Source organism: Paraburkholderia hospita, from assembly GCF_002902965.1.
Taxonomy (GTDB): domain Bacteria; phylum Pseudomonadota; class Gammaproteobacteria; order Burkholderiales; family Burkholderiaceae; genus Paraburkholderia; species Paraburkholderia hospita.
Window position 1 is genome coordinate 2,104,136 of the sequence record NZ_CP026107.1, and the last position, 17,961, is coordinate 2,122,096.

Here is a 17,961-nt window from a genome sequence, read left to right on the forward strand (position 1 = left end):
GCCATGAACGACCTCGCTGGAAAAACCGCGCTTGTCACGGGCGCCTCCCGCGGCATTGGCCGCGCCATCGCGCTTGCACTCGGCCGCGCCGGCGCGCAAGTGCTCGTGCATTACAGCAGCAATGAAGCGGCCGCCGACTCGACCGTCGCCGGGATCGTCGCGGCCGGCGGCCACGCGCAGAAAATCGCCGCCGACCTGGGCGCCGCCGACGGTCCGCGCATGCTCGCCCAACGCGTGCGCGCCATCGTCGGCGGACGGCTCGACGTGCTCGTCGCGAACGCGGGCATCGCCAAGGCTGCGAGCATCGAAGACACGACGGTCGAAGACTTCGACGAACTCTTTGCCGTCAACGTGCGCGCGCCGTTCTTCCTCGTTCAGCAACTCCTGCCGATGCTATGCAAAGGCAGCAGCGTCGTACTGCTGTCGTCGCTGGCGGCGCGTGCGTCGGTTGGCGAGCTGGCCGCCTATGCCGCAACAAAGGGTGCCGTCGATACGCTCGCGCGGCACTTCGCATCGGCGCTCGGCGAGCGCGGCGTGCGCGTGAATGCGATCGCGCCCGGCGTCGTCGCAACCGACATGTCGAGCTTCGCGACAACCGATGCAGGCCGCGACTACACGCTGAGTCTGCAGGCGCTGAAGCGCGTCGCGCAGCCCGACGACATCGCCGGCGCCGTGACATTCCTTGCTTCCGACAAGGCGAACTGGATCACGGGCGACACGCTGCGCGTCGACGGCGGATCGAAGCTCTGACAAGCATGCAACACACGCAACGCATTCGATTCATACCAATTAATAAGGCATCCGAAATGACTGAAGCGAATCTGAAACTGTTCTCGTCGACAAACGTAGGCCCGATACAACTGTCACACCGCATCGTGCATGCGCCGATGACGCGTCTGCGTTCCGAATCCGACGACAGCCCGAGCGCGATGATGGTCGAGTACTACCGGCAGCGCGCATCGCAAGGCGGCCTGCTGATCACGGAAAGCGCGCATCCTTCCTACGACAGCCGTGGCTATCTCGGCGCGCCCGGCATCTATACCGACGAACATATCGAAGCCTGGAAGAAGATCACCGACGCCGTTCACGCGAAAGGCGCAAACATCTTCATGCAGATCGCGCACGATGGGCGCCAGTCGCACGTCGATCTGAGTTGGGGCAACGCGCCGATTGCGCCTTCTGTCGTGCCGTACGACACGACCGTGTTCACGCAAAACGGCTGGGTGCCCAACTCGCCGCATCGCGCGCTGGAAACCAACGAGATTCCCGCCATCGTCGACTCGTTCAGACGTGCGGCACAGCGCGCGAAAGCAGCCGGTTTCGACGGCGTCGAATTGCACAACGCGAATGGCTACCTTGCGGACACGTTCCTTCAGGACGGCACCAACAAGCGCACGGACGCCTATGGCGGCACGCTCGAAAAACGCACGCGCTTCTCGCTCGAACTCGTCGATGCATTCACATCCGTGTGGGGCGCGGACCGCGTCGGCGTGCGCGTGTCGCCGAGCGGCCGATGGGGGGCGATATCCGACAGCAACCCCGAAGCAACCTTCGGATATTTCGCCGAACGGCTCAATGCGTATGGCCTAGCGTATCTGCACGTGATCGAGCCGCGCGTGATGGGCACGGAAACGCTCGTCGAAGGTCAGGCGCCCGTCGCGTCGTCGTTCCTGCGCAAGATATTCAACGGCCCCATCATCGCCGCGGGCGGCTTCGACCGCGCTGGCGCCGAGCAGATCCTGCAACGCGGCGACGCCGATCTCGTCGCGTTCGGCCGATGGTTCTCGTCGAACCCGGATTTGCCCGAGCGCCTGCGACGCGACTTGCCGCTCGCGCCTTACCAACGCGACGCGTTCTGGGGCGGCAGCGAACGCGCGTACACCGACTTTCCCGCATACGACGACACCACCGCCGAAGCATCGAGCGATGAAACCGTCTGACTCAAGGAGCTGAGCATGTCCAGCAACAACACGCCGAACACAAGGTCCGTGAAGGTTCCCGGTCCCGATCACCCCATCACCATCGAACGCAACCCTTCGCGCGTCGTCGTCACGGTCGCGGGCCGCATCATCGCCGACACACGCGACGCTCTGACGCTGCGCGAAGCGCACTATCCGCCCGTGTACTACGTCCCGAGAAAGGATGTCGACATTGCACTGCTCGAACGCACGGAGCATTCGACGTACTGCCCATATAAGGGCGACGCCGCGTACTTCTCGATCCCGTCGGGTGGCGAGCACGCGATCAACGCGATCTGGACTTACGAGTCGCCGTATACCGCTGTCGAGCCGATTCGCGAACACCTGGCGTTCTACAGCGACCGTGTCGATTCGATCGAAGAACGTGAATAAGGAATCCACGTTTGGACGGAAGACTTTCTCACTGTTCTCGTTTCGCGAAGTATGAATTGACTTGCCGAGGGATTCTGCCCAGCACAATGTATGACTACACTTCGCTCTCGAATAAGCAAGCGTCACGATAAACCGTGATACCGGATGCGGAACTACTCGCACCGCTTTTTCCTTTCGCGATAGTCTCTTTGAACATGGACAGACTTCAGGCAATGACGACATTCGTGACCGTCGTCGAAACAGAAGGCTTCGCTTCTGCAGCACGCAGGCTCAAAACCTCGCCATCCGTCATCAGTCGCTTGATCAACGAACTCGAAGCGCATCTTGGCGTGCGCCTGCTGAACCGCACAACCCGCATCGTCAGAATGACCGATGCCGGTGAGAAATTTTTCGATGATTGTCGTAGCATCCTCGCGAAAGTGGACGCAGCGGAGCTGGCAGCGGTCAGCGCACACAGCACACCGCGTGGCCAGCTGACAGTGACGGCACCCGTAGTTTTCGGAAGAACCTATGTCACGCCAATCGTTCAGGATTATTTGACGCGCTATCCGGCCGTGACTGTGAGTTGCTGGTTTCTGGATCGAACTGTGAATCTCGTCGACGAAGGTGTCGATGTCGCGATTCGTATCGGGGAACTGCCCAATTCTTCACTTCAAGCGGTCGCGATCGGCAAAGTGCGGAGCGTACTCTGCGCCTCGCCCGCCTATCTGGAGGCACACGGGGAACCGCAACGTCCCAGTGACCTCATGTCTCATGTCGCCATCCAGTCGACGCCTTCAACGTCATCCCCCGAGTGGCGCTTTCGCGTCGACGGGAAGCCTGTAGTCGTGCCAATCCAGCCACGCCTGATCACCACGACAAACGACTCCGCGATGACAGCCGCCATGTCCGGACTAGGCATCGTGTGCCTGCTGTCTTGTCAGATTTCATCCGAGCTAGCAGAAGGACAGCTTCGGATCGTGTTGCCAGAATATGAACTTGCGACGCTCCCCGTGCACGTGTTGCACCGCGAGGGCAGGCATGCCAATCGGAAAGTGCGCGCATTCCCCGACCTCGCAATCGAAACATTCAGGGCGAAGGCTTCCCTGTGGCGCGCGTAGCGGCTCAAAGTTGAACTTGCCGAGTGGCAGTCGGCAGATCAACACAGAGGTCGACGCCGCAGGTGACGTGGCATCGTGTTTCCACTCATGCAAGCCGGGGCTCCATTGGACCGCACGGGAAGCGTGCGGTATCACGTGTTGCCTGCCTCAATTAGCGCGTTGGCACTCGGCATTCAAGAAGTCCGCGGCTGAGACGACTTTCGCGTATCCGAAACTCAACGCTGCCATAAACGCCGCATGTACCTGCAATGCCGGCACACTTACCCCGTTGAACTCGAGCGCGTGCGTTGCGCAGGCATCGTGGATCACCGTCGTGCTGTAGCCAAAGTCCACCGCAGCACGGGTAACAGCGTCGATACACATGTGGCTCATATTTCCCACTACCATCACCGTCTCGATACCTTGAGCATCGAGAATCTTCTTCAGGTCGGTCTCGCGGAATGGATTCATATGGTGTTTGACGATCACGAGTTCGCCAGGCAGATTCGCAGCCTTCGGATGGAGTTGAGCACCGTCGGTATCTGGCACGAAGAACGCCGCATCTTTTGATAGCGTTTCATGGCGGATATGCACGACCAGATCGCCGTTCGTCCTCGCGGACTCGATGATGTTGCGTGCGTTATCCGCAGCGGCGTCGACGCCATCCAATATCCACTTTCCTCCAGCGAAGTAATCGTTCTGAATATCGACCACTATCAGTGCTTGTTTCGTCATGTTTCCTCTACCTCGAACGGTCAACAAAGATTCGGGCTCCATAGGAGGCCGAATACGTAGCTGCAGCGCATTTAGGCCCCGACCAGATGGAAGGTGACCGTGGCGCAACGAACCCGATACTGCCCGATTCATCGGACTAGCGGAATAACCCGAATGAAGAATGCACCGTTCGCGTAACGAGATGAGTGAATCGGCGTTGTCGAACCCGCAATGTCGGAAATGCAAAACGGGCGACACAGAACGTAACCAGTCAGATTCCAGCAACGCCCTCCTTCGTTCGAAAAATGCCACGGCCACCAGCCCATACCAGCGTTCTCGTTACGAGAATGGTCTTTTCTGGTCGAACTCGTTTCTGGAATTCTGGCGATCGCCCATACTCGGCGCCATCAATTACGAACTACGTGATTTCGAGTATCACCAGTGAGATTTCCATGACTACTGCAGCGACAACCAACGTTACCGAGATCGACTTTTACTATTGGCCCACGCCAAACGGCCAGAAAGTTGCCATCCTCCTCGAAGAAACCGGTGTGACTTACCAGATACACCCCGTCGATATCGGCAAAGGAGTACAGCTAACCGCCGACTTCGAAAAGATTTCGCCAAACAACCGGATGCCGGCCATCGTGGACCGTCAACTCGACGCATCGGTTTTCGAATCCGGTGCAATCCTGTTGCATCTCGCGGAAAGGACGGGTCAGTTCATTCCTGCCACCCCGAATGGTCGCGTTGAAGTCCTGCAATTGTTGTTCTGGCAAATGGGCGGTCTCGGGCCGATTTTGGGCCAAACGGTCTTCTTCCGTACGTACGCATCAGAACAACTGCCTTTGGCAATCGAACGGTTCACCAGGGAGGCGGGGCGGCTCTACGGCGTTCTGAACAAGCGGCTGGCCGACCGTGAATACATTGCGGGGGAATACTCGATTGCTGATATGGCGGTTTATCCATGGGTAACGCAACATGCCGCGCAGGGAATCGCGATGGATCGCTTCCCCAATGTCGCACGTTGGCTCGAACGCGTCGCCGAACGACCCGCCGTCAAACGCGCCTATGCGCTGGCTGAAGCAGTACGCCCCGCGCAACTGACAGATGAGCATCGCAAGCAGTTGTACGCCCAGAAGCAGCCCACAGTTTGATTCACTAAAGATGAGACGGATGACACACTCGCCCAAATCTTTCTGTCAATAATCAATTTCGTAATACTTACTTTATTTAACTTAAATCCAAAGGAGCTGAAAGTGTTTTTTTCGAACAACGTCAAACGCATGACGATCGCCGCCGCGATTGTGGTCACGATCCCCGCGCTCGCCGCTGCGGCCGGAGGAAACTCGGACCTCTACGCCGACAGCTCCAAGGTCGTGCCGGTTACTGAACTGAAGTTCTATCAGGACAAGGAAGGTCTGACGGTCGCCAACGGTTGGGGCGATCCGGCAAACGGCGCCCACAGCAATTACATCAAGATGCCGGGTGGCACAGCCAGTGGCGTACACACGCACACCTACTCCTACTATGGCGTCGTCATTGCTGGCGTCGTTGCCAATGAACCCCCGGGTTCGAAGCAGGATCACCCGCTAGCGGCAGGATCGTACTGGTATCAGAAGGGCGGCGAGCAGCATGTCACAAAGTGCATTTCGCAGACTGAATGCATCTTCTTCGTCACATCGAAGGGCGCATTCGATTATCTGCCCACCAAGTGAATTGACACCGGTCGACTGTTAGCAAGGGCTAGCCACCATCAGCGTTGGAATTAGCCCTGTCGCATGGCCGGCGACAGACAGATCCTAGCAACCATATCGTCGCTTCCTGAAGTCGAAGGCCATCGTTGTTGCATGCCTGACAGGCATGCCGTCCAGCCTGGAAAGTCTTTTTCAGCAACACGCAAGAAGCCTAAATTGGGCTCCGTCATGCTCATCGAGCAGCACGCCACAAGCGATGTGTCGTGAACGTACCTGACTGGAGCCTCAAATGAATCAACCCGTCGTCCTTATCACAGGTGCCCTGTCGGGCATCGGTCGTGCAACCGCCTTTGCGTTCGCTCGTGCAGGAGCGCGCCTCGTCGTGTCGGGCCGTCGTGCCGCCGAAGGCGCAGCGCTCGAAGCCGAATTGCGCGAAACCGGCGCGGAAGCTTTCTTCGTCAAGACGGATGTGCGCCACGACGAAGAAGTCCACAACCTGGTCGATCAGACCGTCGCCCGATACGGCAGGCTCGACGTAGCCGTCAACAACGCTGGAACTGAGGGTCGATCGGGGCCCGTGATCGAGCAGACCGCGGACAGTTATGCCGACATGTTCGACACCAACGTCCTCGGGACGCTGCTGAGCCTCAAGCACGAACTGCGGGTAATGACGGCTCAGCGGGCGGGCAGCATCGTCAACGTGTCATCCACGATGGGCGCGCGCGGCGCGGCGGGCGCATCACTTTATGTCGCGAGCAAGCATGCTGTCGAAGGCCTGACGAAATCGGCGGCCCTCGAAGCCGCTGCGTTTGGTGTGCGCGTCAACGCCGTCGCGCCGGGGCCCGTGCAAACGCCGATGCTCGACCGTCTCACGCAGACATCCGAGCGCAAGGCCGCGTTCCTCGACACCGTGCCGCTCAAGCGCGCCGGCACCCCGGACGAAATCGCCGAGGCGATCGTGTACGTGGCATCGGCCGGCTTCATGACGGGCGAGGTGCTGCGCGTGAATGGTGGCCGGACAGCATCCTGAGTCATGCTTTTCAGGCATGCCTCACAGCCTATAAAGTCTTTTTCGAAAGAGTTCGACGCGCCTACATTACGTTGCAGGACGGCGATACACGAAGCACAGACGGACGAGCCAGCCGCAGCACCCCAGAGATAGCCCATACGTTTCAGCTATATCACGCCGCAATGAACTGCAACGGATTTCGCAAAGGACAACCGCCATGACCCGCCATACTCATCAAACCGCGCCGACCCAGTTCGTCGAAGCGAACGGCGTCCGTTTCGCGTATCGCCGCTTCGGCACGCCGAACGGCGAGCCGAACAGCGTGCCGCTCGTGATGAACATTCACTTCACGGGCACGATGGACCATTGGGACCCCGCCGTCACCGACGGCCTCGCGCAAAACCGCGAAGTGATCCTGTTCAACAACGCCGGGATTTCCAGCAGCTCGGGCACCGTGCCGGAGTCGATCGAAGAAATGGCCGCCAATGCCGCTGCGTTCGTCGAAGCGCTTGGGCTGAAGCAGGTCGACGTGCTCGGCTTTTCGATGGGTGGCCTGATCGCGCAGCAACTCGCGATCACAAAGCCGCAACTGGTGCGCAAGGTGATCCTCGTCGGCACTGGTCCGCGCAGCGGCGAAGGCATGACGTCGCTCACGCCCGAAGCGCAGGACATCTTCGGCGCATCGTATGCGCATCCCGACGACTTGTGGCTGCGCGTGCACTTTGCACCGTCCGAAGCGAGCCAGGCAGCAGGCCGTGGCTTCGTCGAGCGCTTCCGTCTGCGCACTGAGAACCGCGACCCCGAAGCCAACGACAAGGTCGCGCCCGCGCAACTCGCCGCGCTTGCGAAGTGGGGCGCGCCGCGCGAGAACCCATACGACTATCTCGACGCGCTCAGGCAGCCGACACTCGTCATCAACGGCGACAACGACGTGATCATCTATTCGATCAACTCGTGGATCCTGCAGCAGCACATCCCGAACGCGCAACTGATCATCTATCCGGACGCCAATCACGGCTCGCTGTACCAGTACCCCGAACGCTTCGTCGCACACGTCGATCAGTTTCTCTCAGAAGCTGCCGCACGCAACGCGTAACACGCTCTCATCACATTCAACGGAATCTCATCATGAACAACCTGACAGGCAAAACCGCGCTCGTGACAGGCGCATCCCGCGGCATCGGCCGCGCCACGGCCATCGCGCTCGCACAAGCAGGCGCGCGTGTGCTGGTCCACTACAGCAGCGCAGAACAGGCCGCCGACTCCGTCGTCGACGCGATCCGCGCGGCAGGTGGACAGGCCGACAAGGTCGCGGCCGATCTACGCGACGCGAACGGGCCGCACGAACTTGCGAAGCGCGTGCGGTCGCTGACGGGCGAGCGTCTCGACATCCTCGTCGCGAACGCGGGCATTTCGAAGGCCGCGCCGATCGAAGAAACGACCGTCGAAGATTTCGACGACCTGTTCGCCGTCAACGTGCGCGCGCCATTCTTCCTCGTGCAGCAGTTGCTGCCCGTGCTGGGTGAAGGCAGCAGCGTCGCGTTGCTGTCGTCGCTTGCGGCGCACGCGTCCGTCAACAACCTGTCCGCGTACGCAGCGACCAAAGGCGCTGTCGATACGCTCGTGCGTCACTTCGCGTCCGCGCTCGGCGAACGCGGCATTCGTGTCAACGCGATCGCGCCGGGTGTCGTCGAAACGGATATGTCGAACTTCGCGAGGACAGACGCCGGCCGCGACTTCACGCTGGGCATGCAGGCGCTCAAGCGCGTCGCGCAGCCCGACGATATCGCGGGCGCCGCTGTGTTCCTCGCGTCCGACGACGCACGCTGGATCACAGGCGACACGCTGCGTGTCGATGGCGGATCGAAGCTCTGATCGGGTTGAGATATCGCCAGGACGCTCGCCTTTCGGGCTAAAGCCTTCGGGAGCGAGTCCAACACTTTCTATCGATTTGGAACAAAACATGAATACCGAACTCACGCTTTACGAATCAAAGGCTTCTCCGAACTCTCGCCGCGTGCGTATTTTTCTTGCCGAGAAGGGCATCGAGATCCCTACTAAAACAGTGAACCTTGGCGAGAAAGAGCAATTCTCCGCTGCGTATGTAGCGATCAATCCTCGTCGTCAGGTTCCTGCGCTCGTTCTGCAAGACGGCACGACTATTGGTGAAGTCCCGGCAATCTGGCGCTACGTCGAAGAAGCGTATCCTGCGAAGCCCGCTTTGCTGGGCACGACACCGCAACAGAAAGCGCTGATTGCAATGTGGGAACGACGCGCCGAACTCGACGGATTTGCGGCAGTGATGGAAGGTGTGCGCAATGCCGTGGCCGGCCTGAAGGGTCGTGCGTTGTCAGGTCCGCATGCTTACGAGCAGATTCCTGAGATCGTCGAGCGCAGCCAGCTGCGTGTGGCCAACTTCTTTGCCGACTTCAACGATCGTCTCAAGCAAGCGCCGTTCGTGGCGGGTGACGAATTCTCGGCGGCCGACATCACGACGCTGGTGACGATCGACTTTGCAGCGGGCGGTATGAAGATGAACGTTCCGGCGGAATTCGACGCGCTGCAGGCGTGGTACGACAAGGTGTCGACCCGTGCTTCTTCGAAGGCTTAGAGAACTGCGTAAGTACTCTTCGGGTCGAAATGGCGGTGTCTGAGTTTTCAGGCACCGCCATAGCATGCCAATTCGCAGGCACTAAAGCGTTGTCGAATAAATGCCGTTAATAGCAACGCGCCGCCACACACGGCCATAGCGTTTAATTTCAAAAGCACCAGATCCCCGACAACCCGTCATACTTCCATCTTCGCCGCGGACGGTCCCGGCACCCCATGCGCGGATTTATCTGGAGCCCAGTTGCCAATGAGTTCTTCCCCGGTCATCCCGTTCGCCCAAAACAAAACGAATTCCGGCGGGTTCATCGGCGCCGCGCCTGCATTCCGTCAACTGGTCCGCCTGATCGATCGCGTCGCGCCCACCGATCACGCCTTGCTCATCTTCGGCCCAACAGGTTCAGGCAAGGAACTGGTTGCGCGCCGCGTGCATATGCGCAGCGCGCGTCACGACCAGCCGTTCGTCGACGTGAACTGCGGCGCGATTCCCGAGCATCTCGTCGAAGCCGAACTATTCGGGCATGTGAAAGGCGCATTCACGGGCGCTGCGGAAAACCGTCAGGGACTCTTTCAGCAAGTCGGCAAGGGCACGCTGCTGCTCGATGAAATCGGCGAGTTGCCGCTCGCCCTTCAGCCGAAACTGTTGCGTGTGCTCGAAACGCGCACCTTCCGTCCGATTGGTTCTTCGACCAATCTGCGTTTTGAAGGGCGCGTCGTCGCGTCGACTCACCGCGACCTGCGCGAGCTCTCGCGCGAAGGTCGTTTCCGGGAAGATCTGTTCTACCGGCTCGCGGTCTTCGTGCTCGCCGTGCCCGGACTCGAACAGCGCGTCGAGGACATACCCGCGCTCGTTGCGCATTTCGCTTCGCAACAGGCGCGGCATCTGGAGTTTTCGCCCGCTGCCGTGCGGCGGCTCAGCCAGCACGCGTGGCCCGGCCACATCCGGCAGTTGCGCAATCTGATCAGCCAGTTGAGCGTGCTGGCCGAAAATACCCTGATCGACGTCGACACGCTCGAACCGTTTCTCGCCAACGAAGGCGCCGGGCCGGTTTCGCGCGCGAGCCTCGCCGACATGCTGCTGCAACTCGACGGACGCAACAAGCTGGCCGCAGCCGAAGATCTGCTGATCGACCGCGCGCTCGAACGGACGGCGGGCAACAAGAGCGCCGCCGCCACTTTGCTCGGCGTCGGCCGCAAGACTATCGAGCGGCGTCTGAAATCGCGTGAGGAGCATCACCGCGAGGCCCGCAAGTGTCTTGAGCATGCGACTGCGCTGATCGAAGAGTCGCGCTTCGCGGAAGCCATTCCCCCCTTGCGTCGCTGCCTCGACGTGCTGCAGGCCAATCCCGATCAGGACGCGGTGCGCCGCCTGCAGTTCGATGCTTACCGGCTGCTCGGCATGAGTCTGCGCAGCGTGCACGGCTGGCTTTATGCGGAAGCCACCGCATGCTATGCGGCCGCGCTGTCGATCGGCGAAGGCATCTGCGAACCGGCCGAAATCGCTGCGATCCAGTTCGGCGTCTGGACGACGCAATTGACGACGCTGCAGCTCAAGCAGGCGCGCGCGACCGCGCAGGACATGCTGCAGCGTGCGCAGAACAGCCGCGACCGCGTGTCGCTCGACGAAGCCCACGTCGCGATGACCAACACACTCTTCTGGCTCGGCGACAGCGAGGAAGCGCTGGCCTGTCTTGCGCGCGGCAATCTGCTCGGCGTGGGGCGCAACGACACGCGCACCGGCTCGCAGGGGATCGACCTCGCCAGCCTTGCACTGACCTTCGAGGGGCTCGCCGCGTATCAGATCGGCGCATTCGGGCAGGCGCGGCGCGCGATGGAAATGCTGATCCTGCGTTCGTCGGAACCCGGTCCGCACGCGTTCGCGCATGCCGTCAATCTGCAGGGCGCTTCGTGGCTCGCGTGTCTGTTCGATGACGCGGACCGGCTCGGGAGTCTGTCGAGCGAACTCGAATCGGTGTCGATCGCAAACGGCTTCGCGTTCTATCGCGGCGTAGGTCAGATACTGCGCGCCTGTCATCTCAGCACGCTCGGTCATTCGGATGAAGCGGAAACCATCATGCTCGACGGTTACGACAATCACGTCGTCTGCAATGGCGGTGCGCTGTTCTACTCGTTCATGGCGTGGCAGCACGGCGAACTGCTGCTGCGCGCGGGCCGCGCGCAAACCTGCGAGGCGATGCTCGCCGGCGCCGTCGATGAAACGCTGGCCCGCCAGGAACGCGTGTATCTCGGCGAACTGCTGGTCACGCGGGCGCGGGCGCAGTGGGCGCTCGGCGATCTGACGGCTGCGGAACAGGGTCTGCGCACCGCCCTGTCGACGGCGCTCGCGTTCGGTTCCGTGCCGGCGCGCGTGGATGCCGCACGCTATCTTGCGGACCTGCTTCGATCGACGGGACGCCGCGCGGAAGCGATCGACACGCTCGAACGCGGATTGCGTACTTTGCCCACGGACCGGACCAGCCGGATTGCCAGCGCGGTGGCGTTGCTTTCCGAACTGCGTCACGAGGTTTCTCTCGGCAACGCGTAATCGGCGCCCTGCGGCGTCTGCGCTTCGATCCGGCACAGCTCAGTAGGCCGTGCCGCCGGACTCCTTTCCTTGCCCGCTCTGCCGGACGGCTTCGTCCGGCCGACGGCGCTCGCCTGCCGACTCGCCTTGCGTATGGACGATATCGGCGCATCACCGTGGCCACGATCGCCCATTGGCCACAATCGTCCATCTCCATTTCGATCGGTGGTCGGAATCGTCCACTCCTTCGCGTCGAGCACCGGGGTTTTCCCGCTGCCATTGGCTCTGGCTGCATGGCACAACGCTTGCTGAACAGGTGGGCTGATCTTGCAGCGTCCGAGCACCCAATCGATAGGGCCGTGCTGTTGTTGTAGTCGTAGATGCAGGTGGCGACGAATGGCTTCCAGAGAGAAGCGCGTCGCTTCACCCCGAAGCTTCCGGAGGCGCTCCGGCAAAGAACAATTCCGCATGGACCACTGCGCTACCACATTTGACGTTTGCTACGTGCCGCAACGCCTGGCACGCGACGACACCTGCACGGAATCGCAAGCAGCCATGGTCAAGCGGGTGCATCGCTATGTCGACGCGCATCTGTGCGACGATCAACTCTCACCCGAAAGCGTACTGAGCGCGCTACAGCTTCCGCGCTCGACCCTGTATCGCCTGTTTCAGCATGAGGGCGGCCTCGGCGCCTACATCCGCGATCTCAGGCTGCGCCATGCGGCCGATGACCTCATCCGCTATCCGCACGCGCTGGTGCTGGAGATTGCCTTCGGACTGGGCTTCAAAAGCGCGTCCGTCTTTACGCGTGCGTTCCGGCGCGCTTATGGAATGGCGCCGCAGGAATATCGCGCTCTGGCTTGCAAATGAATTAAGGCTCGATGCCGCCGCCCTCATCGACGGGCGACTTCAGCATCTCCGAACAGACCTTCAGTACATCGCGCCAGCTGACGATTCCCACTGGCCTCGACCCGCCGTCGACAATCGGAATACAAGAGATGGGATGCGCCAGAAACAACTGGATGGCCTCGCTCACCTCGGCGTCCGGGCGCAGCGTAATGGGCTTGCGGCTCATGATCTGATGCACGCGCCGGCTCAGCGTGCCGATATCGCGCTGGGTTTCAACCACACTGTCGATAAACGGGCTCAACGCGCGCAACAGATCGCGGTCGGACACCACGCCTTGCAGTTCTCTATCCTCAACGACGAGCAGGTGATGAAACCCGGATTGCTCGAATATGTCCTTGACGGTGTCGAGCGTGTCGTCGAAACCGACCGTTACGACGCGCTTCGTCATCAGATCTTCTACTTTCATCGTTGAACTCTCTGTTATTGCGGGGAAACAGGTGCGGCATGGGACCGCGCGCCCGCTCCAGTCGACTGTCGCCGGTTCACCGTCCCACTAGTCGATTAACGGCAGCCGAAATGGAAACTCCAGTCGAGGGGCCAGAATTGGGGCGTTCCTTCATGCAGGAGGAATGCGTGGCCGCCGCCAGCGGCATCCCAAGGAGCAATGCATGTTGACTCGCGAAGCCATCCCTCAAGTTCTGTCGCGTACTTCCGAACTGTTGTCGGCCGATAATCTGGAGGGGGCCCCTCAGAAAACCTTTCACCATGTCATCGACATCTACCTCAAGGATTCCAATGCCTTCATGAATACGTATTTCGCCCGTTACTTCGAGTGGCAGGGCGTCTGTCGGGAACGCTGGTTCCATGAGTGCATTCACAACAATCTGCTGGCCGCAGGGGGCACCTTTGTCACGAAACGCGCGCATCAGGAATACGTGCAGGAGACGTTTCCGTTCCAGCGCGTCGACTGCTACCTGAACACATTCCAGGTCCGGCAATGTTCGGCGTATCTGCTGTTCCGTTTCTGCGTGGACGGACGGCCTGTGTCGCACGGATATCAGCAGATTCTGTTTGCCGGAATGGACAAGCGGATCCGGCGTTTCCCGGAAGGAATCATCGAGCGGGTCAAGGAATATGAAGTGATCCTGCCGTCCGTCACGAACTAATTGATTCCACCCTGCCCGGCGCGCGAGCGCCGGGCCCGTGCCGGCGGATCGTGTATTGCGCGGTCCGCCGCCGAACCCGGCTCCGGCAATCTGAGGGTGAACGTAGTCAGCACGCCCGGTGTCGATGCACACGAGATCGTGCCGCCGAACGCGTCGCACACTCGCCGGCAGAAATCGAGTCCCATGCCGCCTGCGTGTCCATGCGCCTTGGTCGAATAGAACGGATCGAAGATATGCGGCAGCACGTCGGCCGCGATACCCGGACCGGTATCGTTGAAGTGAACAACACAAAAACCGCCATCGCGCCCCGCGCTGATCGTGATGCTGCCCGAGCCACTCGACTCGATCGCGTACAACGCATTTTTCAGCAGGTTGAAGATGACGAACACGAATAGCGAATCCGTGCCGGAGAATCGCAACTGCGCGTCGATCGGGATGACGGAGACGCGACCGCGCTCGCCCGGCAAGAACGGATAGCGATCTAGCGCCGATTCGACGCAGTGCCTGATCGACTGTGGGCCGAAGCTCCGGCGATCGAGCCGGTCCAGTGTGAACGACGCAAGCGACATCTCGACGACGGTACTCGTGCTGTCGATCTGACGGCGAATCGCCCGGGTGAGCGTGGGCAGTCGCTCGGACTGCCCCGGATAAAGCCCGTTGACGAGCAACTGGTGCCGCACGGCAAGCTGATATCCGCGCAGCAACTCCGGCAGCGCGTTGCCGAGTTCATCGGCATGCATGCCGATCACTTCGAGCGGCATCGCGACTTCTTGCGCGACCGTCGCGGCGAGAAAGTACTGCCGCATCAGCCCATGCCGGACAATGGTGATGGCGAGAATGCCCAGACTGACGGCAATGAAGATGACGCCGGGCGGATAGAACACATAGCCGTAGTTGACGGCATAGTCGCTCGCCGCTAAAGAATAGAGGCACAAGCTCACGAGACAGAGACCCAGCAGGCGCCGTCTGTGACGGGCACGTGCCTGACGCCTCGACACGATCAGCAGCCATCCGCTGCGAACGGCGAGCAAAACGGTCTGCATCACGTGCACTGGGTGCAGTCGCCCTGCACGCGGATAATCGCCGAAGAAATGAACGCCGAAACCGGCTACCACCTCGTCGCTCGTCACCAGCAACACCGCGAGGATCACGCACAGCGCATACGACGCCATCAGCAGAGGCCGCTCGTCGCGCCGTTCGACGAGTTCCGTCACGAAGTGATAGAACGTCGTTGGCAGGAACAGGATGAAGAAATAGCCCGCCTTGACCAGCACGCCGGCCGTTTCGGGGCTTGTGGTCTGAAACAGGAACGCCCACGTGCCCTGCCACGCGAAGGTCGCCATGCACATCATTGCGAACGGCGTCGACAGACGCGTCACGCCTTCAGTCAGCAGGACGTAGACACCGAAGCCCAGGAACAGCGCGGATACGAACGCTGGCAAGGTCGAATACATAATGCCTTATGTGTGTTTCGCCGCTGATTGTTCCTCGGCAGGCTGGACGGGTCGAGATGCAGCAAGCTCAGTTAGCAAGATCAGCCAACAGGCCGACAACGTTTGCCTGAATGTCGTCAAGCGACTCGCGTTCCCCGTCAGCACAGCGGCGTTGTTGTTCTCGGTCGCACTGGCAGCAGTGTTCGTACCAGACCGCTGGCGCTTTTTCGTTCCCGCGGTGCCACGATTTTAGCGCAACATTTCGCCGGCTCCGTGCCGGTTATGGCAACCCGTTTGCGCAATAGGCTCCGAAGCCCGGACGTTCGCTCAGGCGCTCGAAGTACTCCGATACGGCAGGGAATTGCGTATGTTCGAAAGGCGTGCTGAACCAGCGGTTGACCGACAATCCCACGGGAATGTCAGCGAGCGAGAACTGCTTTCCGGCAACGAACGCGCCGGTTGCCCGCAACTGTCCGTTCAATATGCGCATGTGCGCCGTCCAGCTGGCGATCGACGTCGCGATCGCCTTCTCCGCCTGATGCACAGCCGATTGCCGGACCAAGGCGAGAAACGCGTAGCTCCACGAGCGGTTGAGGTCCGTTGCCTGCCAGTCCATCCATTGATCGACGGGCGCGCGCATCAGCGGATCTGCCGGATAGAGGTGCGCGCCGTCGTAGCGCGACGCGAGGTAGCGGATGATGGTGTTCGACTCCCAGAGAACGAAGTCTGCGTCCTTGATGACGGGCACCAGACCGTTTGGGTTCAACGAGAGAAACTCTGGGGTCTGCGTGGACTGGAACCCGGTTCCCCAATCCTCCCGCTCGAAGGGAAGATTCAGTTCGGCGCAAGTCCACAGCACCTTTCGAACGTTAATGGATGACGCCTTTCCAAGGATCTTGAGCATGCGAAAGTGAAGGGGTTTGAGTGCGATGAGTCTAGGCTCAGTGCGATAGATGGTTCAAGACACAGTTTGATGAACCAGCCCCGTTCCACTTTGCGTTGTCATCGCGCACGGCTTTTCGCGTCCACAGTTTGACCCGTGGCGCCTCAACTGACCTTCAGCGCCAGCTCGGTTCCGCGCTTGATCGGCAGAGTAATCGAAATGAAACCGTTGGCCGGGTCGCGAATGTACTCAAGGAAATCGGGCTCGGCATTGTCGTTCAGGATGTATCCGCCGACGCGCAACTGCGGCGCAATCAGCTCGACCACCGTCCGCGCGAGCGACGGCCCATCCGGCAACGGCCAGCCGTCGATCAACGCAAAGTCGATCGGACCGCCCACGTCGCGCAGCGTTTGCCGCGCATCGCCGATACGGATATCGGCATATTGCGCGAGCCCTGCCTCAGTCAGATTCTGACGCGCGATCTCCGCCTTCGAAGCAACCAGCTCGGATCCGATCACCAGTCCGCCGCCGTTGTCGCGCATGGCCGCCGCCAGATACAGCGCGGACATGCCGATTGAAGTTGCAAAGTCAACGACTCGCGTGGCGCGCATCCCGCGACAGAGCACGTACATCAACTCGCCCTGATCGGGATGAATCGAAAAGCCGTAGTCGGCGAAAGCCTCCGGATCGTTGCCCGACGGCCCGCCAAACGCCTCGCGCCCAGGAAAGCGGCGCGACGCGTTCAAACGCTGCAGCACCTGATTGACGCGTTCGTCCTTGATGGGACTGACGGATGACGTGGATATAGGCATGTCTCTCATGAAACGGCTCCTTGATGGATCGCGGCAGCGCGCATCAGGCGACGCCACGACGATCGGGTTGCATAGGGAAGCGTGCGCGCAATTCGCACACAGGGGACTGGCTTCGATTTTCGAGCCTTGTTCCCCGTATGCGGCTTACTGATCCTTACGGCGCGCTGTCATCCGATCCAGCCTCATAAGCGCCGCTATTCACGCGCAGACGCGCCATCTGGCGCCCGGTGTCGCCCACAAACCGCCTCGCGCGCTCGAATCTTCGCGATCTTCGGTCTTCCACCCTCGTAATACACCGAAAAAATTACAACTTACATGGTTATCGAGAATCATTTTCATCTATGGATAGCATTCACCCGCTTTCGGTTTGGCAACGAACATCCAACAGCGAACCAACACGGGGAATGGAATGCGTTTCAAACGCATCGCTGATGATCGTCTCGGGATCGACGCTGTTTGCGCGCTTCGGTGCGCGCGCCGATGAGGCCATCGCGTGCGCGGCGTTCCTCGGCGCAATGACCGTCACGGTGCTCGTGTATCGGCTTGGTTCATCGCAAGGACGCGTGCAACTGTCCGTGTTGCTGCTTTCGGGCATCGCGGCCAACGCGCTGGCTGGCACGATCATCGGCATGTTGAGCTACGTCGCCTTGGCTTCATTGGTCTCGTTGCGCCCCACTGCGTGCGGCTCGCATGCGGTCCCGACCTGCGACGCGTGCTGCCCGCCTCGGCCTTGCTTGGCGCCATTCTCACGGTACTCGCCGATCTCGCTGCGCGCACTATTGCAGCGCCCGCGGCCAACAGTCCACGGCCACTGTGAATTCGACGTCGTTCCCGACA

At 60.7% G+C, this 17,961-nt stretch carries 18 protein-coding genes and 1 pseudogene; 14 read left to right on the forward strand and 5 right to left on the reverse strand.

The features are described from left to right. Positions 1-3 precede the first annotated feature (3 nt). From C2L64_RS42805 to C2L64_RS42820, 4 genes are all read left to right on the forward strand, one after another. A complete protein-coding gene (locus tag C2L64_RS42805) occupies positions 4-750 on the forward strand; it encodes an SDR family NAD(P)-dependent oxidoreductase (RefSeq protein ID WP_009770112.1) in 747 nt (248 codons plus the stop codon). Between the two features lie 56 nt (positions 751-806). Next, positions 807-1,940 carry an alkene reductase gene (locus C2L64_RS42810; RefSeq protein WP_009770111.1) on the forward strand — a complete coding sequence of 378 codons (1,134 nt, stop codon included), beginning with the start codon at positions 807-809 and terminating at the stop codon, positions 1,938-1,940. 15 nt (positions 1,941-1,955) lie between these two features. Then, on the forward strand, positions 1,956-2,351 hold the full coding sequence (locus C2L64_RS42815) for a DUF427 domain-containing protein (protein WP_039902106.1): 396 nt from the start codon (positions 1,956-1,958) through the stop codon (positions 2,349-2,351). 194 nt (positions 2,352-2,545) lie between these two features. Then, positions 2,546-3,451: a LysR family transcriptional regulator gene (locus C2L64_RS42820; protein ID WP_039902105.1), complete on the forward strand. Its 906-nt coding sequence runs from the start codon at positions 2,546-2,548 to the stop codon at positions 3,449-3,451. A 147-nt stretch (positions 3,452-3,598) separates the two neighbouring features. On the opposite strand, the gene C2L64_RS42825 is transcribed toward C2L64_RS42820, so the two are convergent. After that, a complete protein-coding gene (locus C2L64_RS42825) occupies positions 3,599-4,165 on the reverse strand; it encodes a cysteine hydrolase family protein (RefSeq protein ID WP_009770108.1) in 567 nt (188 codons plus the stop codon). 431 nt (positions 4,166-4,596) lie between these two features. On the opposite strand from C2L64_RS42825, the gene C2L64_RS42830 reads away from it, so the two are divergent. The 8 genes from C2L64_RS42830 to C2L64_RS42865 all read left to right on the forward strand — a co-directional run bounded on the left by C2L64_RS42830 (position 4,597) and on the right by C2L64_RS42865 (position 12,851). Next, entirely contained in the window at positions 4,597-5,301 is a 705-nt protein-coding gene (locus tag C2L64_RS42830) for a glutathione binding-like protein (protein ID WP_009770107.1), read from the forward strand. Positions 5,302-5,403: 102 nt separating this feature from the next. Further along, on the forward strand, positions 5,404-5,862 hold the full coding sequence (locus tag C2L64_RS42835) for a DUF4437 domain-containing protein (RefSeq protein WP_009770106.1): 459 nt from the start codon (positions 5,404-5,406) through the stop codon (positions 5,860-5,862). 268 nt (positions 5,863-6,130) lie between these two features. Continuing rightward, complete coding sequence (locus C2L64_RS42840) at positions 6,131-6,871, forward strand: glucose 1-dehydrogenase (protein ID WP_007730776.1); 741 nt, start codon at positions 6,131-6,133, stop codon at positions 6,869-6,871. 196 nt (positions 6,872-7,067) lie between these two features. Continuing rightward, positions 7,068-7,946, forward strand: coding sequence for an alpha/beta fold hydrolase (locus tag C2L64_RS42845; protein ID WP_009770105.1), 879 nt, complete (start codon positions 7,068-7,070; stop codon positions 7,944-7,946). A gap of 32 nt (positions 7,947-7,978) precedes the next feature. Next, on the forward strand, positions 7,979-8,725 hold the full coding sequence (locus C2L64_RS42850; RefSeq protein ID WP_009770104.1) for an SDR family NAD(P)-dependent oxidoreductase: 747 nt from the start codon (positions 7,979-7,981) through the stop codon (positions 8,723-8,725). An 88-nt stretch (positions 8,726-8,813) separates the two neighbouring features. Beyond that, positions 8,814-9,461 carry a glutathione S-transferase family protein gene (locus C2L64_RS42855; protein WP_009770103.1) on the forward strand — a complete coding sequence of 216 codons (648 nt, stop codon included), beginning with the start codon at positions 8,814-8,816 and terminating at the stop codon, positions 9,459-9,461. Positions 9,462-9,707: 246 nt separating this feature from the next. Further along, positions 9,708-12,002, forward strand: coding sequence for a sigma-54-dependent Fis family transcriptional regulator (locus C2L64_RS42860; RefSeq protein WP_009770102.1), 2,295 nt, complete (start codon positions 9,708-9,710; stop codon positions 12,000-12,002). A gap of 447 nt (positions 12,003-12,449) precedes the next feature. After that, positions 12,450-12,851, forward strand: a complete 402-nt coding sequence (locus C2L64_RS42865; protein WP_009770101.1) for a helix-turn-helix transcriptional regulator — start codon at positions 12,450-12,452, stop codon at positions 12,849-12,851. Between the two features lies 1 nt (position 12,852). Here C2L64_RS42865 and C2L64_RS42870 read toward each other — a convergent pair whose 3' ends face one another. Then, the gene (locus C2L64_RS42870; RefSeq protein ID WP_009770100.1) at positions 12,853-13,296 is read right to left on the reverse strand and encodes a CBS domain-containing protein; all 444 of its coding nucleotides are present in this window, start codon (positions 13,294-13,296) and stop codon (positions 12,853-12,855) included. A gap of 202 nt (positions 13,297-13,498) precedes the next feature. On the opposite strand from C2L64_RS42870, the gene C2L64_RS42875 reads away from it, so the two are divergent. After that, positions 13,499-13,996 (forward strand): acyl-CoA thioesterase, encoded by a 498-nt coding sequence (locus tag C2L64_RS42875; RefSeq protein WP_007747667.1) that lies wholly within the window; start codon positions 13,499-13,501, stop codon positions 13,994-13,996. Here the strand turns inward: C2L64_RS42875 and C2L64_RS42880 are convergent. The 3 genes from C2L64_RS42880 to C2L64_RS42890 all read right to left on the reverse strand — a co-directional run bounded on the left by C2L64_RS42880 (position 13,993) and on the right by C2L64_RS42890 (position 17,133). Continuing rightward, on the reverse strand, positions 13,993-15,450 hold the full coding sequence (locus C2L64_RS42880; protein ID WP_007747670.1) for a sensor histidine kinase: 1,458 nt from the start codon (positions 15,448-15,450) through the stop codon (positions 13,993-13,995). The two genes, C2L64_RS42875 and C2L64_RS42880, sit on opposite strands and share 4 nt — an antisense overlap. A gap of 259 nt (positions 15,451-15,709) precedes the next feature. Then, a complete protein-coding gene (locus C2L64_RS42885; RefSeq protein WP_009770099.1) occupies positions 15,710-16,333 on the reverse strand; it encodes a glutathione S-transferase family protein in 624 nt (207 codons plus the stop codon). 143 nt (positions 16,334-16,476) lie between these two features. Beyond that, entirely contained in the window at positions 16,477-17,133 is a 657-nt protein-coding gene (locus C2L64_RS42890; RefSeq protein WP_085954648.1) for an O-methyltransferase, read from the reverse strand. A 413-nt stretch (positions 17,134-17,546) separates the two neighbouring features. On the opposite strand from C2L64_RS42890, the pseudogene C2L64_RS42895 reads away from it, so the two are divergent. Further along, positions 17,547-17,917: pseudogene (locus tag C2L64_RS42895) on the forward strand (iron chelate uptake ABC transporter family permease subunit); the annotation flags it as partial. Positions 17,918-17,961 lie beyond the last annotated feature (44 nt).

Bases quoted from the DNA above. Each gene is read 5' to 3' on its own strand.
- C2L64_RS42805 (WP_009770112.1), top strand. From the start codon at position 4: ATGAACGACCTCGCTGGAAAAACCGCGCTTGTCACGGGCGCCTCCCGC.
- C2L64_RS42810 (WP_009770111.1), top strand. From the start codon at position 807: ATGACTGAAGCGAATCTGAAACTGTTCTCGTCGACAAACGTAGGCCCG.
- C2L64_RS42815 (WP_039902106.1), top strand. From the start codon at position 1,956: ATGTCCAGCAACAACACGCCGAACACAAGGTCCGTGAAGGTTCCCGGT.
- C2L64_RS42820 (WP_039902105.1), top strand. From the start codon at position 2,546: ATGGACAGACTTCAGGCAATGACGACATTCGTGACCGTCGTCGAAACA.
- C2L64_RS42825 (WP_009770108.1), bottom strand. From the start codon at position 4,165: ATGACGAAACAAGCACTGATAGTGGTCGATATTCAGAACGATTACTTC.
- C2L64_RS42830 (WP_009770107.1), top strand. From the start codon at position 4,597: ATGACTACTGCAGCGACAACCAACGTTACCGAGATCGACTTTTACTAT.
- C2L64_RS42840 (WP_007730776.1), top strand. From the start codon at position 6,131: ATGAATCAACCCGTCGTCCTTATCACAGGTGCCCTGTCGGGCATCGGT.
- C2L64_RS42845 (WP_009770105.1), top strand. From the start codon at position 7,068: ATGACCCGCCATACTCATCAAACCGCGCCGACCCAGTTCGTCGAAGCG.
- C2L64_RS42850 (WP_009770104.1), top strand. From the start codon at position 7,979: ATGAACAACCTGACAGGCAAAACCGCGCTCGTGACAGGCGCATCCCGC.
- C2L64_RS42855 (WP_009770103.1), top strand. From the start codon at position 8,814: ATGAATACCGAACTCACGCTTTACGAATCAAAGGCTTCTCCGAACTCT.
- C2L64_RS42860 (WP_009770102.1), top strand. From the start codon at position 9,708: ATGAGTTCTTCCCCGGTCATCCCGTTCGCCCAAAACAAAACGAATTCC.
- C2L64_RS42865 (WP_009770101.1), top strand. From the start codon at position 12,450: ATGGACCACTGCGCTACCACATTTGACGTTTGCTACGTGCCGCAACGC.
- C2L64_RS42870 (WP_009770100.1), bottom strand. From the start codon at position 13,296: ATGAAAGTAGAAGATCTGATGACGAAGCGCGTCGTAACGGTCGGTTTC.
- C2L64_RS42875 (WP_007747667.1), top strand. From the start codon at position 13,499: ATGTTGACTCGCGAAGCCATCCCTCAAGTTCTGTCGCGTACTTCCGAA.
- C2L64_RS42880 (WP_007747670.1), bottom strand. From the start codon at position 15,450: ATGTATTCGACCTTGCCAGCGTTCGTATCCGCGCTGTTCCTGGGCTTC.
- C2L64_RS42885 (WP_009770099.1), bottom strand. From the start codon at position 16,333: ATGCTCAAGATCCTTGGAAAGGCGTCATCCATTAACGTTCGAAAGGTG.
- C2L64_RS42890 (WP_085954648.1), bottom strand. From the start codon at position 17,133: ATGAGAGACATGCCTATATCCACGTCATCCGTCAGTCCCATCAAGGAC.